Source organism: Oerskovia paurometabola, from assembly GCF_016907365.1.
Taxonomy (GTDB): domain Bacteria; phylum Actinomycetota; class Actinomycetes; order Actinomycetales; family Cellulomonadaceae; genus Oerskovia; species Oerskovia paurometabola.
Genome location: NZ_JAFBBV010000001.1, coordinates 79,252 through 95,321, shown reverse-complemented (window position 1 = coordinate 95,321; position 16,070 = coordinate 79,252). Strand labels below are relative to the sequence as shown.

The window sequence follows — 16,070 nt, the reverse complement described above, 5'->3', positions numbered from 1 at the left end:
CGCTCGACGTACAGGGATATCGGCGACAGGATGTCCGCGTGAGCACCGGACCAGCGCTGGACCCCGAGATCCTGGACTTCTACACCGACCGCTACCGCGAGGAGCGTCGCCTCCATGCGACCGCTCACGGTCGCCTCGAGCTGCTGCGCACGCGCGAGCTCCTGAGCAGGTTCCTCCCGGCAGCCCCCGCAAGGGTGGTCGACGTCGGGGGTGCGACCGGGGTGCATGCGGCCTGGCTCGCGGACGCCGGGTACGACGTCGACCTGATCGACCCCGTGCCGTCGCACGTGGCCCGTGCGGCGGAGATCCCGGGGGTACGTGCGCAGGTCGGGGACGCGCGGGAGCTGCCCTTCACGGACTCCTCGGCGGACGCCGTGCTCGTCCTGGGCCCGCTCTACCACCTCACGGAGCGGCTCGACCGGTTGCTCGCACTCCGTGAGGCGGCGCGCGTGGCGCGCAGCGGAGGCGTCGTGGTCGCCGCGGCGATCAGCCGGTACGCGGGGCTCCTGGAGCTCGCGGCCGTGGGGGAGGTGTCGGACGAGACGGAGGCGTCGCTGCGTCGCGCTGTCGAGACCGGCCTGCACGACCCGCGGTCCGGCTTCACGACCGCGTACTTCCACCGTCCCGACGAGCTCGCGGGGGAGCTCGAGGACGCGGGGCTGGGGACGGTCGCGGTCTACGGCGTCGAGGGGCCGAGCGCCCCGGCGCTCGACAACCTGCCGCTGGACGAGGCCGAGCCCCTGCTGGGTTCCGCGGTCCGGGCGGCGCGCCTGCTCGAGCAGGACCCGGCGATGATCGCCGCGAGCCCGCACTTCCTGGCCGTCGGCCTCGTGGGCTGACCGTCCACGACACGCTTGTGCAATCCGTCACAAGCGTCGCGACTTCGGTCCCCGGAGATGCGACGATCGAGACAGCCGAGGTCCCACGACGGAGGAGACTGCCATGAGACCGCTCGTACGACGGACCGCCGCTGCGGCGCTCCTGGTCGGAGCGCTGCTCCTGACCCGACGCCTGACCATGACCTGGGGGACCCGCGACGGCGAGCCGTCCGAGCCGCTCGCGGGCGACGAGATCGTCCCCGACGCCGACGCGGTCGCGACCCGCGCCGTCACGATCGACGCCCCGCCGCGCGAGGTGTGGAAGTGGGTCCTGCAGCTCGGCCAGGGGCGCGGAGGCTTCTACAGCTACGAGTGGCTCGAGAACCTCGTGGGCTGCGACATCGAGAACGCGGACCGGGTCGATCCCCGGTGGCAGCGTCTCGCGGTCGGCGACGACGTGCGCCTCCACCCCGACGTCGCGCTGCGCGTCGCCGCGATGGTCCCGGACCGGCACCTCGTGCTGCGGGGAGCGGTGCCGGTCGGTGCGTCGGCGCCGCCGTACGACTTCACCTGGTCGTTCGTGCTGCGCCCCGTCGCCGACGGCGCCACGCGCCTCGTCGTGCGCGAGCGCTACGGGTACACGCGCTGGTGGTCCGGGGCGATCGTCGAACCGGTCCAGCCCGTCAGCTTCCTCATGAGCGCGCGCATGCTGCGCGGCATCCGCGACCGCGCCGAGGGGCGCGTGGGCGAGAAGGCCGCCTGAGGCGAGCGGCGCCGTCGGGCGGGAGATCTTGCCCGACGGCGCCGCTCACCGTCAGCGGTGCGTCCTGCGCCCGTCGCCCGCCAGCACGGGCGTGGGCCTCAGTGCGTCACGACCGGCGCCGTCGAGCGGCGACCCGCAGCGTCGCACCGCCCGCGACCAGGAGCACCGCGCCCCCGAGGAGAGCGAGCGGCACCGTGACGCCGGTGTTCGAGAGCCGGTCGACCCCCGGGCCCGGGCGTGCCGGGTTCGTGTCGAGCGTGTTGGTCACGACGACCCCGACCACGGTGCCGTCGCCGACGCGGACCTGCTCGGTGCTGAGGACGGCCTCGGTCCAGGTGGCACCGGCGACCGGCGCGGGCGCCTCCTCGACGAGCGTCACGAGGGCGCCGTAGGGGAGGGGCTCGCTGACGCCGGGCACGCCGTCGGCCGTGACGACCACGGTGCCCTCGCCCGCTGCGAAGCCGTCCCCCGCGGGGTACGTGTAGCGCACGACGAACTCGGCGTCGGCCGGCAGGAGGTGCGCACCCGTGCCGACGACGTCCTTGCGCACCGAGAGGTACCCGGTCGTCCGCTCGATCGAGTTGACGACGTCGAGCGCGTAGGTCGAGTCCTTCGTGACGACGAAGCTGTTCGCCGCGCCGTACGTCGGGGCCGACCAGGTGCCGCCCTCGACGGCCTCGGGCGAGTCCTCGGCGACCGTGACCACGGCCCCGGCGGGGATGTCGCGAACCGTCACGGTGGTGCCGTCACCAGGCACCGAGACCGTCGTCGCTTCGAGGGCCGCCCAGGTGTCCCCGGCAGGATAGGAGTAGGTGAACGTGTACTCGTCCTCGGGCGCGACGAGCGCGGCACCTGACCCCTCGACACGCTTGGAGAGCGCGAACGCACCCACGTCCCGCGAGATCGAGTTGGTGAGCGTGACCTCGCTCGTCGTCCCGTCACCGATCGTCACGACCCTGGGCGCGAAGGTGCCGACCTCGCCCCAGGTCGCTCCTGCGACGTCGGCAGGGGGGAGCTCGGAGAGGGTCAGGACCGCACCGTAGGGCAGGGGACCGCTCGTGACGACCTCGCCGTCCGCCGGCACGACGAGCCGACCGTCGCCAGCGGCGAAGCCCGTGCCCGCGGGGTACGTGTACCGCACGACGAACGTGTCGTCGGCGGGCACGAGCCCTGCGCCGGTCCCCTCGATCGCCTTGCGGACCGAGACGAACCCCGCGTTCAGGGTGATGACGTTGTCGAGGTCGACGGCCACGACGTCGTCCTTGATCACGGTGAACGTCTGCTCGCTGAACGCCGTTTCGCCCCAGGTGCCGCCCTCGACCTCGTCGAGGACCTCCGTGAGCGTGACGCGGGCGCCCGCGGGCACCTGGTCGACTACGATCGCGGGCTCGCCCGCCGTGACGGTCACCTCGCCGGTGCCCGCCTCGTCGATGCCCTGCGCCGGGTCGGCGGGGTAGGACCACCGGACGGTGAACGTGGGGTCGGTCACGAGCCCGGCCCCGTCCCCCGCGAGGCGCTTGGTGAGGCTGAACGCGCCGAGGTCCCGCGTCACGGTGTTGGTGACGGTCACGTCCACGGTGCCGCTCGCGTCGGTCACGAACACCTCGGAGGGCGAGACGGCGGGCGACGACCAGGTGCCGCCCGGGACCTTCGTCGGGGCGGGCTCGGTGAAGCGGACGGTCGCCCCGACCGGGAGGTCGGGGACCGAGACCCGGTCACCCGTGGCGGGCAGGGTCACGCGGCCGCTGCCCGCCCCGATGCCGCGGCCGGGCACGGCGTCCCAGGCGTAGGCCAGGGTGAACGACAGGTCCTGAGGGAGGCGGAGGCCGTCGTCGTTGACGACGACCTTGTGGGCCTGGACGGCTGCGCGGGCGAGGGTCGCCCGGTTGACCAGGCGGATCTCGGTGACGCCACCGAGGTTCGACCGGTCGGCGCCGAAGGTCAGCTCGAGGCGCTCGGAAGTGGTGCCGTCCGGCTGGACGAAGACGGGGTCGGCCCAGGTGACGTTCTCCGGTCCGGTGGGCGCGATCTCCTCGAGGCGGACCGTGGTGCCCTTGAACAGCTCGTCGGTGAGGAACGTCTGGCCGTCGCGCAGCTCGACGGTGCGCTCGTCGGTGACCTGGCCGTCGAGCAGCGCCGTGTAGCGCACGCTGAACGCCGAGGTCAGGGTCGTGTCGCCGTGGAGCTCCTTGGTGAGCTGGAGCTTGCCGAAGTTGCGGCCGACGACGGTGCCGGAGCCCGACCAGCGCGTGGCCTGTCCCGTGACGACGTGCGAGACGTCTCCCTCGATCGTGTACCGGGCCGTGTTCGCGTAGGTGGTGGCCTTGCCCTCGTCGAGGGCGCGGACCGTCCACTCGACGCGGTAGACCGACCCGGTCAGACCGGTGTGACCTGGGGGGAGCGACTCGCCCGCGGCACCGGCGACCGAGGTGAACTCGACCCGCAGCCCGTCCGCGGAGACGGTGACGTCGGAGGGTCCCTTGGCCCGGAGGTCGGCCTGCTCGCGGCCGAGCCGGTCGTAGCTCGTGGAGCGGCCCTCGTAGACGGTGGGCGTGCCGATGAGCTCGTAGGCCGTGGGGTCGAGCACGTCCTCGACGACGACGTCGAGCCCTGCGGGCATGCCGTCGCTCGGCGCGGGGACGGACACCGTCCAGGTGATCGTGTCGGTGAGGTTGTCGTACCAGCCCCACTTGCCCTCGTGCTGGCCCTGGTAGGTGCAGCTCTCCGTGCAGCGGTCGGGGTTGGGCGTGACGGTCACGGTGACGGGGCCGTCGACGGTACCGAAGTCGAACACGTGCTCGACGGTCGAGAGGTTCTCGAGCCAGACGTCGGCCCGGACGGTGAACTCCCCGCTCATGGCGACCTCGTGCCCGTCGACGTACGCGGGGTCCACGGTGCACGTGATGGTCGTGGCGCCCACGACGCACTCCCCGGCCGGATCACCGTCGGGAGAGATCATCGCGAACCGGTCCGCTCGCCCGGTGAGTCCCGCGGGCAGGTCGACGCTCACGCTGACGGGGTTCGTCGCCTCGCCGGGGACGCTCCACCGGACGGTGAGCTCCTGGGTGCTGCCGTCGGCGAGCTCCTGCTTGCTGAACGAGATGCTGTCGACCGAGATCGGGGTCCCGGTCGCCGCATGGGCGGCGGGGATGGTGGTCAGTACCGAGGTGAGCGCGAGGAGGAGGGTCAGCAGGAAGGCGACCGGTGATCGTCGTCCTGTGTGCGTTCTCCGGTCGGGCAGGGCAGTCACGTCTCGCGGGTCCTCTCGTCGCGCGGCGGTGCCGCGGCGCGCCCGGCCGGTCCGGGCACTCCGGGGGAGACATCACCGGTGCGCGGACATGACGTCATATTCCGGTGATACCGGTCACAGAGTTAGACGTGCGTACCAGAATCCGCGCGGAGGGGGCGCTCACGCCGCTCGACCGTCCGCCGCCCCTCGCCGACGCGCGATGATGGTCGGATGACCACCGTCCCGCACCGAGGCCTCGCAGTCAGCCCGGCCCTGACGATCCCCGAGGGCGAGCTCGCCTGGCGGTTCTCGCGTTCCTCGGGCCCGGGCGGGCAGGGTGTCAACACCACGGACTCGCGCGTCGAGCTGTCGTGGGACGTCGAGGCGTCGGCCGTCCTGTCCGACTCCCAGCGCGCGCGCCTCCTCGCCCGCCTCGACAAGAGGCTCGTCGCCGGGGTGCTCACCGTGACGGCGAGCGAGAACCGCGAGCAGCTCCGCAACCGGGCCGCCGCGCGGACGCGCCTCGCGGTGCTCGTCGCCGAGGGCCTCGCTCCGCCGGCGCGGCAGCGCCGGGCGACCCGCCCCACGCGCGGCTCGCAGGAACGTCGCCTCGCGGCGAAGAAGCAGCGGACCACGACCAAGCAGATGCGCCGCCGCCCCACGGACTGACGGCACCCGACGGACCGACGGCGCCCGACGGCGGCGCGCACCGGCGCGCCCGCCTCACGGTTCGTCCGGCGGCCGGGACAGCACGACGGCGGCGCACCGGTCCGTGGACCGGCACGCCGCCGTCGTTCGTCGGGCTCAGAGCCCCGGGGAGCTGTGGATCAGAAGAGCGGCTCGGTCGTGATCTCCTCGGCCGACGGGGCCACGACCTGCAGGTCCTCGCCCCAGTTGGAGAACGTCATCTCCATGCTCGTCCCCATGAGGTCCACGACGACCTTGCGCATGAGGTCGTCACCGTCGATCCAGTACTGGTACGTCAGCGTCTCGGGGAGGGCGGCACCTGCGGCGTCGGCCTGCTCCGCGATCGAGCCCGTGAGCTTCGTGGTGTCGACCACGACCGTGTAGGGCTGGGCCTTGACGCCGTCGACGTCGACGGGCTCGCCGTCCTTCTCGACGCTCTTGATCGCGCCGTCGAGCGCCTCGACGCTCGCCGTCGGGTCCATCTGCTCGGTGAGGCCCTCGAACGAGGACGCCATGGGGTTGGTCTCGTCGGCGGGGTCGATCGCGACGAACTTGTTCTGGCTGAGCTCGCCCATGTTCATGTAGAAGACGCCGTCGACGAAGCGGATCTGCATCTCGCCCGAGCCCGGGACCGTCATGGTCATGGCGAGGTTCTGCGAGCCGTCCGTGAAGACGATGTCGCCGGTCATGTCCATGGTGGTGCCCTCGACAGCGGTCGAGGTCGCCATGGTCACGCTGCCCGCCGCGAGCTGCGCGTCGGTGATGCGCTGCACGAAGTTCTCGGCGGTGAGGTCCGACGACGAGTCCTTCGCGGGAGCCTTCTCCCCCTCGGGCGTCGCGGACGAGGAGGACGCGGGGGCGTCGGTTCCCGACGAGCAGGCGGCGAGGCCGAGGACCCCGACGGACGCGACGGACAGGACGGCGATACCGCGGACGAGACGCACGAAGAAAGCTCCCTCAAGGGTGGTGGGGTGAATGGTGGCGTGGACCACGAGGTCAACTCTGGGGGGTGGAGGGGGCCCACCGCAATGGGGAGCGCTCCCCATGGTGGGTGATGTCTGCCGGGGGATGGGGCCCTGAGCCGCCGGCACCGGATGCCGACCCCGTCCCACGGTGCGAGCATCGACCTGGCGGGGGCCGCCGTCGGGCAGGCCGCACCGCGCGCGAGCACGGTCCCGAGGACGAGGAGGACGCGCGTGGTCGACACCGTGAGCAGCTGGTTCGCCGACAGCGACGTCTCGGGCTGGGACGTAGTCCTCGCGCTGCTCGCGGTGCTCGGTGCGTGGCTCCTGTCCCGCCTCGCGCGCCGGGGCGTGCGCGCCCTGGGTGCGCGTACCAAGGGCCTGTCGCCCCAGGTCCTCGCGGTCGCGGAACGGGTGGTCCACTACGCCGTGCTGCTCGTGGGGATCGGGCTGGCCCTCGCGTTCCTGGGCTTCCGCACCGAACCGATCCTCGGCGCCGTGATCGTCGTCGTGATCGTCGCCGTCCTGGCCCTGCGCGGCATCGCGGACAACTTCGGGGCCGCGATCATCCTCCAGACCAGGACACCCGTGCGGCTGGGCGACGAGATCGAGTCGCTGGACTGGACGGGCGTCGTCAAGGAGCTCAACGGCCGTTCGGTCGTCATCGCGACGGTCGACGGGCGCGAGGTGCACCTGCCCAACGCGGCCGTACTGGGCGCCCCGCTGGTCAACCACTCGGTGCACGGCGCCCGCCGTTCCACGGTCGAGGTCCGTCTCGAGGACGCGCGCCCCGGCGAGATCGCGACCACCGTCCTTCCTGCGGTCGTGGGCGCGCACGGCGTCCACAGGCATCCCGCCCCCGACGCCCTCACGATCGCGGCCGAGCCGACCCGCACGACAGTCCACGTCCGCTTCTGGCACGCGCCCAAGAACGAGCCGCACGCGACCTCGGCCGTGGTCGCTGCCGTGGGAGAGGCGCTGCGCGACCGCCACGGCGAGTGGGTCGTCACGGGCGAGATCCCCGCGCAGCCGTTCGTCCCGCCCTCACCCGTGTGACCCGCCCCCGCCCCGTCCGAGCCGGGCCTCGTGGCTCGTCCGCAGAGAGGTAGTCCCGTGCACGCAGCCCTCGTCACGTCGTTCGACCAGCCGCCCCGCTACGCCGAGATCCCCGACCCCGTGCCCGGCCCGGGCGAGGTCCTCGTACACGTCCTGGCCGCGGGTCTGCACCCGCGCGTCCGGTCGGGCGCCGCGGGCACGCACTACACGAGCGACGGCGTGCTGCCGCTCGTCCCGGGCTTCGACGGCGTGGGCCGCACCGAGGACGGGCGGCGCGTGTTCTTCGCCGGCCTCCACGCCCCGCGCGGGAGCATGGCCGAACTCGTCGCGGTGCCCGAGGACCACCTCGTGGACCTGCCCGAGGGGCTCGACGACGTGACGTTCGCCGCCGCGATGAACCCGGCGATGTCGGCGTGGCTCGCCCTGCGGCGCCGCGCCGACGTGCGGTCGGGCGAGAGCGTCCTGGTCCTGGGGGCGACGGGCAGCGCCGGGCGCCTCGCGGTCCAGCTCGCCCGTCACCTGGGCGCGAGCCGCGTCGTCGGGGCCGGGCGCGACCCCGCCTCGCTCGAGGTCGTCAGGCGCCTCGGGGCGGACGCGGTCGTGCCGCTCACGGCCGACGACGCGGCCGAGCGTCTCGCCCGCGAGGCCGCGGACGTCGACGTCGTGGTCGACTACGTGTGGGGAGCGCCGACCGAGGGGGCGCTCGCAGCCGTGACGGGGGCGCGGACGGACCCTGCACACCTGCTGCGATGGGTCCACGTCGGTGCGACCGCGGGGCCGACCATCACGTTGCCCGCGGCGACGCTCCGGAAGACGAACGTGCAGGTCAGCGGCAGCGGTCAGGGGTCCGTGCCGCCTGCGGGGATGGTCGCCGCCGTCCGTGAGCTCGCGGCTCTGCTGCCGCAGGTCCGGCCCGAGGTCGACGTCGTGCCGACCCCGCTGCGCGACGTCGAGGCGGCCTGGGGCGCCCGGACGGCGTCGGGCACGCGGATCGTGCTCGTTGCCGTGACGCTTCACCCGCTCCTGGGTGCGCAGCGAGCGGCCGGGCCGGGGCAGGATACGCACTGACCCGGTACCGCCCGGTCCCGGGAACCGACGGAAGGACGAGGACATGAGCGAGTCGAAGGGTGGCGCACTGGGTGGCCTGGGCGGCATCGTCGCGAAGGCCAAGGAGGCGCTGACGGACGAGCGCATCGACCAGGTCGCGGACCTGGTCAAGGGCCGCACGTCGGACTCGGTCGACAAGCACGTCGACACGGTGGCCGAGCAGGCCAAGAAGCTCAACGACAAGTGAGCGGCGAGGGGCGGTCCCGTCGGGGCCGCCCCTCGGTCGTGGGCCGTGGTTCCTGCCGGACGCCGCAAGGTCGGCGCTGCGGGTGCCCGACGGCGTCGCTCACCGCCGGGGGCGCCCCGACCTGCGCGGGTGGTCACCGCGGGGGTGCCGACCGTGCCGTTGCGGCGCCGGGGCGGTGCCCGCCGGCGCGGCGGCCCAGTGCTCGGGGCGGTCGAGCCCGGTGGGCAGGCGCGTCGCGGCGTCCCCACGGGCCGCAGCGACCTGGGCCTGGGTGAGGAACAGCGCGTCGGTGAGGTCCGCGCCGCGCAGGTCGGTGCCGCGCAGGTCGGCCCCGACGAGGTCGGCGCAGCGCAGGTCAGCCCCCTGCAGGTCGGCGCCGACGAGCAGGGCACCGCGCAGGCTCGCGCCGCGCAGGTCCGTCCCGGCCAGGCGCCGGCCGACGAGGTCCGCGCCCCGGTGGTCGGCGCGACGGCCGCGCGGCTGGTGCGCCGAGCGTGCGCGCGCTCCCTCGCTCGCCCGCAGCAGGAGCGGGTTGACGCTGCCCCGCAGCGCGTCGAGGTGCAGGGCGAGGAGGTCGTCCGGAGTGCCGAGGGAGAGGCGTTCGACCCGGTCCAGGGCAGCGCGCAGGTCTGTGGTCAGCGCGGGGTCGTGGCCGGCGGTCAGCGCCACGGCCTCGGTGAGGTACCACAGCAGCTCGTGGACGTGGCGCAGCACGGGCAGCAGCGCGAACATCGACGTCCGCACCTCGGGGTGCTCGCGCCAGTCCTGCCCGGCGAACGTGACCCGGGAGATCTTCTGGCCCGCACCGAAGCAGTCGTAGACCGTGCACCCCGCGAACCCGCGCGCGCGGAGCTCGGGGTGGATGCCGCACCGGTGGTCCGGCCGCAGGTTGCGGCAGGGCTCGCCCACGTCCTTGTCGATCGGGAAGTCCGACGAGCGCGTGAACGCGAGCGCGACGCAGCACAGGCCGAAGCAGCTCGCGCAGTCGGCGTGCAGGCCGAGGCGCTCACGATCGGTGGAGGGACTCGGCGACGGCATGGGACTCCTGGTGGTGCGGGCGGGTCTCCAGTACATCGCGCTGCCGCTCGGGAGTCGAGCGAGTTCCGGGTGTCCGGTTGTCGCCCTGCGGGTGACGCGGGTACGCCGCAGGGCCGACGAGCCCGCCGGGAGCCCTCGCCCGGACCTCGCCCGCAGGGTCGATGTGCGCCGCGGTCCGCGCGCCTAGCGTGGGAGCAGCGCACCACCCGCCTCCCGTCCTGCGGACCGGAGGTGCCACGGTGTGCCCGACGGCGCTGCACCCGGCGACCGTCCCCGTCGGCCCCGGCGCACCACGCCTCGGCCGCAGATCCTTCGGAGCGTGCTGTGCAGAGCAAGGTCGGTCCAGTCCTCGTCGTCGTCAGTTCGATCCTGGGCATCGCCCTGCTCGTGGTGGGCTTCCTGGCGTTGCGCACGGCGATCATCGACCGGCCGATCGACTCGTACTTCCTCACGTACGAGGTCACGTCGGACACGGGGGTCGAGTCGGTCGTCTGGACGCAGGCACCCGCGGGCGACCGCACGGGGACGTCGGTCGAGCAGAGCGCGCCCGGTCCCGTCGGGTCGCCCTTCACGACCGAGGCCGTCGTGGCCGCCGGACAGCCGGCGCGGATCGAGGCGACCCCCGCCGGGGAGGGCATCGTGTCGTGCCGCGTCCTCAAGGACGTGGGGCGCACCAACGAGGCCGTGCTCGTCGAGGCCACCTCGACCGTGCCGGGCGCTCCCGTGACGTGCGACGTGACGATGCCGGCGGACGGGACGTTCGAGAAGTGAGCCGGTCGTCGACCGACGTAGCGCTGCCCTGGTCCCGGCCGACGTCGGTCCTGTGGGGCGCGACGACGATCGTCGTCCCGTACGTGGTCGCGTTCGGGCTCTACGTGTACGGGGCCGTGCAGATCCTGTCCGGCACGGCGTCGTCCGGGTCGCCCGACGCCGGTGCCATGGCGATCCTGTGGGGCACCGCGCTCGTGGCCATCGCGCTGGCGGTCGTGCTGGCCGCTCGGGGTGGCGTGGACCGCGTGGACCTGGGGCTCGTCCGTCGTGAGCGGTCGGGCTGGTGGGACAGGCTCGGGCTCTTCGCCGTGGCGTACCTGTTCCTGTGGGTCGCGTTCCAGGCCGCGTCCTTCGCACCGGTCCTGGAGCAGGCGGGGTCCGGTGGGGGTGAGCGCCCCGGGGCGCTCATGGTCCTGCTCTACGCGCTGCACGCGGGCGTGGCCGAGGAGATCCTGATCCTGGCCGTCCCGGTCGCGGTCCTCACGCGGCTGCGGGCGCCGGGGTGGGTACAGGTCGCCGTGATCGTCGTGCTCCGAGGCCTCTTCCACCTCTACTACGGCGTCCCGATGACCGTGACCCTGGTGCTCGTCTGGTCCGTGCTCTTCTGGCTGCTGTACTCGCGCCACCGCGACGTCTGGCCGTTCGTGGCCGCCCATGTGCTGTACGACGTCGTGGTCGCGAACTCGGCGTTCGGCCCTGCGGGCAAGGTCGTGGTGCTCCTCGCCGTCGCGACCCTGGCCCTCGGCGTCGTCAGGTGCATACGCTCCGCCCTCACGTGGCGGCGGTCGTCCCGCTGACCGGTGGGCCGTGGGCGTCCTACCGGCGGTTGTCCGAGATGTGAAAGAGTTGCCGCGCGCACGTCGACCGGTGTGCGCATCGTTCGCCGAGAGGTCGTCATGGGTTTGCTGAGCTGGTTCAAGGGTCGTCGGAAGAAGGCGGAGGCCGCGCCGGTGGTGAGCGTCGCGTCCCTGTTCGACGCCACCCAGGGGACCGCCGCCGACACCGCTCCTGAGCAGGCGCCCGCCCGCACGACGGCGCCGACCGCGCCTGCCGCAGCGGTCGAGCCTGCGACGACGCCGGTCGCCATCGCCGTGCTGGAGCCGGAGACCGCGCCGAAGGTCGAAGCGCCGGCCGTCGTCGAACGGGAGCCGGTCGCAGCCGCAGAGACGGCCGAGGTCACCGAGGTCACCGAGGTAGTCGAGACGGTCGAGGTCGCCGAGGTCACCGAGCCCGTCGAGATCGAGACGGAGACGGAGACCGGGACCGAGACCGGGACCGAGACCGTGGTGGTCGCAGCGGTCGAGGTCGTGGAGGCGCCCGAGGAGGTCGAGGTCGTCGAGACCGGAGCCGTCACGGTCGAGGTCGTCGAGTCGGTCGTCGTCGAGGAGGCGCCCGTCGTCGAGCCCGCAGCCTCCCTGGCCCCCGCGGCCCCGAAGAGCACCGGCTATCTCCTGCCGGGCGAGACGACCGCCGAGATCCGCACCTGGGCGCTCGCGAACGGGCACACGGTGAGCCCCAAGGGCCGCCTGCCCAAGGCCGTCCTCACCGCGTACCGCGCGGCGAACGGCGAGACCCCCGCAGCGGACTGACCCCAGCATCACCCGTCGGTCCACGGACCGGCCCGCGACGGCGGCGCACCCGGGCTCGATCCCGGGTGCGCCGCCGTCGTCGTGCCCGCGGCAGCCGGCGACGGGACGACGACCTGATCCTTTGGGGTGACCCCGGGTCGTCCCGACTGGCGATGTGTACCGCCCGCCCGCGCGCATAGTCTCGCCACATGCCTCCCGCTCCGCCGATCCGCTACGTGCCCTACTCGGCCTTCGACATGTCCTGGCGGCTGGCGGCCGCGTTCGGGTTCGGCGCCCTGCTGTACCTCGCCAACGCGCTCCTGACCGCGGAGGACCCTCAGGGGGCGACCTTGGAGCAGTGGGCCACGATCTTCCTGCTCGACCTCCTCCTCGGCGTCGTGGCGCTGGTCCTCCTCCCGGCGGTCCGTGCGGCACCGCTCACCGTGGCGCTCCTCATGGGGGCGGTCGGCGGCTTCACGACCTTCGGTGCGGGGGCCGTCGTGATCGCGCTGATCTCGCTCGCGACCCGTCGACGGTGGCGCGAGATCGCGGGCGTCGGGCTCGTCTGCATGGCGTCCAGCCTGGGGAACGAGGCGCTCTTCCGCTCGCTGATCCCCGAGTGGGCGCAGACGCCCTGGTGGGTGTGGGTCGTCGTCGGGGCGCTCGTGTACGCCCTGCTCGTCGCGATCGGTGTCTCGATCGGGAACCGCCGCGACCTCGCGGAGTCCTGGCGCGTGCGGGCCGTGACGGCCGAGCGTGAGCAGGCCGCGCGTGTCGACCAGGCGCGCTCGACCGAGCGCACCCGGATCGCGCGCGAGATGCACGACGTCCTGGCGCACCGCATCTCGCTCGTCGCGATGCACTCGGGCGCGCTCGCGTACCGCACGGACCTCACGCCCGAGGAGTCCGCGGCGGCCGCGGGCGTGATCCGCGACAACGCGCACCTCGCGATGACCGAGCTGCGGGAGGTCCTCGGCGTCCTGCGCGAGACCGACGTCCCGGGCGGGACCCCCGAGCGCCCGCAGCCGACGCTCGTCGCCCTGCCCGACCTGCTGGCCGAGGTGCAGGGCCCGGACGGCTCCGACCCGGTCACGTGCGAGGTCTCCCCGGACACGGCCGAGCATCTCGCCGGGCTGGGCGACCAGGTGAGCCGGAGCGCGTACCGCATCCTCCAGGAGTCCCTCACGAACGCTCGCAAGCACGCGCCGGGCGAGGCGGTCCGCGTCGAGATCGACGGCGCCCCGGGGGAGGGGCTCACGGTGCGGGTCACCAACCCGCTCGTCGCGGTCCGCGTGCCCGACGCCGGCGACGAGCCGCGCCCGTCCGGTGCGCCGTCGTCGGGCCTGGGGCTGACGGGGCTCGCCGAGCGCGCGCGGCTCACCGGCGGCGAGCTGACCGCACGGCCCGACGGGGCGGGGCGCTTCGTCGTGAGAGCGTGGCTCCCGTGGACCTGACCCCCCTGGCGCCTGCCGTGCCCGAGACCGCGCCGGCGAACGCACCCCTGCGCGTCGTCCTGGTCGACGACGACACGCTGGTCCGCGCGGGACTGCGCCTCATCCTGGGCGGCGACCGGGCGATCGAGATCGTGGGCGAGGCCTCCGACGGGATCGCCGCGGTCGCCGAGATCGCGCGTACCCGGCCCGACGTCGTCCTCATGGACATCCGCATGCCGCGTCGCGACGGGCTCGCTGCCCTGGAGATCGCGCGCGCCGCCGACCCTGCGCTCAAGGTCATCGTCCTGACGACGTTCGACGCCGACGACATGGTGCTGACCGCGCTGCGGCTGGGCGCGGCGGGCTTCCTGCTCAAGGACACGCCGCCGGCCGAGCTCGTCGCGGCGGTCCGGCTCGTCGCGCAGGGGCGGTCGATGCTGTCCCCGTCCGTGACGCAGCAGCTCATCACGGCCGTCGCGCGTCAGCCCGTCGACGACCGGGAGGCCGCCGCGAAGGTGCGCCTCGCGCGGCTGACCGAGCGCGAGCTCGAGGTCGCGCTCGCGATCGGGACGGGGCTGTCCAACGCGGACATCGCGGCGAGCCTGTTCCTGAGCATCGCGACGGTCAAGACCCACGTGGGGCGGGTGCTCGACAAGCTCGGGGCCGACAACCGTGTGCAGGTCGCGATCTGCGTGCACGACGCGGGGCTCGCCTAGCGGGTCAGGGCACCTCGTAGAGCAGCAGTGCGACGTCGTCCCGGGCGCCGTCGGCGAGGAGCTCGGCGAGCAGCGCGTCGGGCAGGTCGGACGCGGGGTGCTCCTCGCGGATCGCGAGGGCCGCGTGGGCGAGGCGGCGCAGGCCCTCCGAGAGGTGCTCGCCGCGGCGCTCGACGAGCCCGTCGGTGTACAGCACGACGGCGTCGCCGCTGTCGAGCGCGGCGGTCGCCTCGGGGCGTGGTGCGGTGCTGAGGGCCAGCGGCGTGCCCCGACCCTCGTTGAGCCAGCACGTCTCGGCCTTGTTGACCACGAGCGGCGGCAGGTGACCAGCGGCCGAGTACGTCAGGGTGCGGGCGTTCTCGTCGACGATCGCGCACAGGACCGTCGCGAGCTCGGCACCGGGCAGCGTCCGCGCGAAGCGGTCGAGGCCCTCGAGCGTGGCCGCGGGGCCCAGGTTCTCCAGGAGCAGGGCGCGGCTCGCGCTGCGGAGCTGACCCATGACGGCCGCGGCGCGCAGGCCCTTGCCCACACAGTCGCCCACGACCAGGCCGAACCGCCCACCGGACAGGTCCACGACGTCGTACCAGTCGCCGCCGATGAGGAGGCTGTCGTCAGCCGGGCGGTAGCGGGTGTGCCACCCCGGGGCCGTCGGGTCGTCGGGCAGCATCGCGTCCTGGAGGGCGTTCGCGACGTTGCGCAGCTCGTCGACCTGCCGGATCTGGGTGAGCGTGCTGCTCAGCGCGGTGCCGACCGCGGAGGCCACGAGCTGCAGGAACGAGCGCTGGTCCTCGTCGTCGGGGCGGAGCGGGTTCCCCTCGAGGACGATCACGCCCGCGACGGACCGGTCGCGGCTCGCCGCGAGGGGGGCGACGAGCGCCGTACCGACCTGCTCGAGCCGTCGCTCGTCGGCGACCTCGCGCAGGACCTGCGACGGGACCGACTCGTCGTGGCGCTCGTGTGTCGACGCGAACGCCACGAGACCGGCCGAGGTGTCGAGGTAGAGGTCCGCGCGGGTGACGTCGACGCTGCGCCCGAGCACCCCGACGGTCGCGGCGGCGAGCTCGTCGACGTCGCCCTGGAGGCGCTGCAGGGTCGCGGTCAGGGTGCCGAGCGTCTGGAGTCGTCGAGCGTCGACCACGTGGCCCGTGGTCTCGGTCGCGACGTCCATGACCCCGCAGATCGTCCCGTCCTCGTCCCGCAGGGGGCTGTACGAGAAGGTGAAGGCCGTCTCCTCGTCGAAGCCCGAGCGGTTCATGATCAAGGCCTGGTCCTCGGACCAGGTGGGCACGCCGGTCTCCAGGACGGAGGCGAACAACGGCTCGATGTCGTCCCAGATCTCGGCCCACACCTCGCCTGCCGGGGCACCCATCGCGCCCGGGTGCTTGTCCTGCCCGAGCATGGGCCGGTAGCCGTCGTTGTAGATCATGGTGAGGTCGGGACCCCAGGCGATGAAGATGGGGAAGCGCGTGCTGAAGCACAGGCGCACGGCGGCGCGCAGCGTCTTGGGCCAGGTGTCGGGGGAGCCGAGCGGGGTGGCGGACCAGTCGATCGACCGGGCCAGCTCACCGCTCTCGGTGCCCTGGGTAGCCAGGTCGAACCAGTCGGAACTCACGACTCATGATAGGAGGTTCCGGCAGCGCGCCGTGCATCCTGTGCAGTGCACACCGGTCCCGCTCAGGGCGCTGACTGCGCCGAGTGCGCAGTCCGGGTCGTCAGACCTGCCCGGTGGACGACC

At 73.5% G+C, this 16,070-nt stretch carries 15 protein-coding genes; 11 read left to right on the top strand and 4 right to left on the bottom strand.

Going from position 1 to position 16,070, the window contains the following annotated elements; genetic code table 11:
- The first annotated feature begins 38 nt into the window (after positions 1 to 38).
- Together JOD48_RS00415 and JOD48_RS00410 are read left to right on the top strand one after the other, a co-directional pair.
- Complete coding sequence (locus JOD48_RS00415) at positions 39 to 839, top strand: class I SAM-dependent methyltransferase (RefSeq protein WP_204806656.1); 801 nt, start codon at positions 39 to 41, stop codon at positions 837 to 839.
- A 103-nt stretch (positions 840 to 942) separates the two neighbouring features.
- Positions 943 to 1,581: an SRPBCC family protein gene (locus JOD48_RS00410; RefSeq protein ID WP_138827071.1), complete on the top strand. Its 639-nt coding sequence runs from the start codon at positions 943 to 945 to the stop codon at positions 1,579 to 1,581.
- Positions 1,582 to 1,687: 106 nt separating this feature from the next.
- Here JOD48_RS00410 and JOD48_RS00405 read toward each other — a convergent pair whose 3' ends face one another.
- Complete coding sequence (locus JOD48_RS00405) at positions 1,688 to 4,831, bottom strand: DUF5979 domain-containing protein (RefSeq protein WP_204806654.1); 3,144 nt, start codon at positions 4,829 to 4,831, stop codon at positions 1,688 to 1,690.
- A gap of 210 nt (positions 4,832 to 5,041) precedes the next feature.
- Here JOD48_RS00405 and arfB point away from each other — a divergent pair, with 210 nt between their 5' ends.
- Positions 5,042 to 5,479 carry an alternative ribosome rescue aminoacyl-tRNA hydrolase ArfB gene (arfB, locus tag JOD48_RS00400; protein ID WP_191791165.1) on the top strand — a complete coding sequence of 146 codons (438 nt, stop codon included), beginning with the start codon at positions 5,042 to 5,044 and terminating at the stop codon, positions 5,477 to 5,479.
- A 158-nt stretch (positions 5,480 to 5,637) separates the two neighbouring features.
- Here arfB and JOD48_RS00395 read toward each other — a convergent pair whose 3' ends face one another.
- On the bottom strand, positions 5,638 to 6,441 hold the full coding sequence (locus tag JOD48_RS00395) for an SCO4651 family lipoprotein (protein ID WP_191791164.1): 804 nt from the start codon (positions 6,439 to 6,441) through the stop codon (positions 5,638 to 5,640).
- Positions 6,442 to 6,693: 252 nt separating this feature from the next.
- Between JOD48_RS00395 and JOD48_RS00390 the strand changes: the two genes are divergently transcribed.
- From JOD48_RS00390 to JOD48_RS00380, 3 genes are read left to right on the top strand one after another with little or no spacing between them, the layout of a single operon-like run.
- Positions 6,694 to 7,515: a mechanosensitive ion channel domain-containing protein gene (locus JOD48_RS00390; protein ID WP_204806652.1), complete on the top strand. Its 822-nt coding sequence runs from the start codon at positions 6,694 to 6,696 to the stop codon at positions 7,513 to 7,515.
- A 57-nt stretch (positions 7,516 to 7,572) separates the two neighbouring features.
- Positions 7,573 to 8,583, top strand: coding sequence for a quinone oxidoreductase family protein (locus JOD48_RS00385; protein ID WP_204806649.1), 1,011 nt, complete (start codon positions 7,573 to 7,575; stop codon positions 8,581 to 8,583).
- Positions 8,584 to 8,626: 43 nt separating this feature from the next.
- Positions 8,627 to 8,809, top strand: a complete 183-nt coding sequence (locus tag JOD48_RS00380; RefSeq protein ID WP_191791162.1) for a hypothetical protein — start codon at positions 8,627 to 8,629, stop codon at positions 8,807 to 8,809.
- A gap of 99 nt (positions 8,810 to 8,908) precedes the next feature.
- Here the strand turns inward: JOD48_RS00380 and JOD48_RS00375 are convergent, their stop codons facing one another.
- On the bottom strand, positions 8,909 to 9,847 hold the full coding sequence (locus JOD48_RS00375; protein WP_204806647.1) for a pentapeptide repeat-containing protein: 939 nt from the start codon (positions 9,845 to 9,847) through the stop codon (positions 8,909 to 8,911).
- 324 nt (positions 9,848 to 10,171) lie between these two features.
- Here JOD48_RS00375 and JOD48_RS00370 point away from each other — a divergent pair, with 324 nt between their 5' ends.
- The 5 genes from JOD48_RS00370 (at position 10,172) to JOD48_RS00350 (ending at position 14,335) form a co-directional block, all read left to right on the top strand.
- The gene (locus tag JOD48_RS00370) at positions 10,172 to 10,618 is read left to right on the top strand and encodes a hypothetical protein (protein ID WP_204806645.1); all 447 of its coding nucleotides are present in this window, start codon (positions 10,172 to 10,174) and stop codon (positions 10,616 to 10,618) included.
- Positions 10,615 to 11,415, top strand: coding sequence for a CPBP family intramembrane glutamic endopeptidase (locus JOD48_RS20010; protein ID WP_204806643.1), 801 nt, complete (start codon positions 10,615 to 10,617; stop codon positions 11,413 to 11,415). Before JOD48_RS00370 ends, JOD48_RS20010 begins: the two co-directional genes overlap by 4 nt.
- A gap of 99 nt (positions 11,416 to 11,514) precedes the next feature.
- On the top strand, positions 11,515 to 12,207 hold the full coding sequence (locus tag JOD48_RS00360) for an Lsr2 family DNA-binding protein (protein ID WP_204806641.1): 693 nt from the start codon (positions 11,515 to 11,517) through the stop codon (positions 12,205 to 12,207).
- A 188-nt stretch (positions 12,208 to 12,395) separates the two neighbouring features.
- Entirely contained in the window at positions 12,396 to 13,640 is a 1,245-nt protein-coding gene (locus JOD48_RS00355) for a sensor histidine kinase (protein WP_204806638.1), read from the top strand.
- Complete coding sequence (locus JOD48_RS00350) at positions 13,637 to 14,335, top strand: response regulator (RefSeq protein ID WP_239527510.1); 699 nt, start codon at positions 13,637 to 13,639, stop codon at positions 14,333 to 14,335. The genes JOD48_RS00355 and JOD48_RS00350 overlap by 4 nt, the downstream gene beginning before the upstream one ends.
- Positions 14,336 to 14,339: 4 nt before the next feature.
- Here JOD48_RS00350 and JOD48_RS20005 read toward each other — a convergent pair whose 3' ends face one another.
- Entirely contained in the window at positions 14,340 to 15,947 is a 1,608-nt protein-coding gene (locus tag JOD48_RS20005; RefSeq protein WP_204806636.1) for a SpoIIE family protein phosphatase, read from the bottom strand.
- Positions 15,948 to 16,070 lie beyond the last annotated feature (123 nt).

Bases quoted from the DNA above. Each gene is read 5' to 3' on its own strand.
- JOD48_RS00360 (WP_204806641.1), top strand. From the start codon at position 11,515: ATGGGTTTGCTGAGCTGGTTCAAGGGTCGTCGGAAGAAGGCGGAGGCC.
- JOD48_RS00380 (WP_191791162.1), top strand. From the start codon at position 8,627: ATGAGCGAGTCGAAGGGTGGCGCACTGGGTGGCCTGGGCGGCATCGTC.
- JOD48_RS00355 (WP_204806638.1), top strand. From the start codon at position 12,396: ATGCCTCCCGCTCCGCCGATCCGCTACGTGCCCTACTCGGCCTTCGAC.
- arfB (WP_191791165.1), top strand. From the start codon at position 5,042: ATGACCACCGTCCCGCACCGAGGCCTCGCAGTCAGCCCGGCCCTGACG.
- JOD48_RS00375 (WP_204806647.1), bottom strand. From the start codon at position 9,847: ATGCCGTCGCCGAGTCCCTCCACCGATCGTGAGCGCCTCGGCCTGCAC.
- JOD48_RS00410 (WP_138827071.1), top strand. From the start codon at position 943: ATGAGACCGCTCGTACGACGGACCGCCGCTGCGGCGCTCCTGGTCGGA.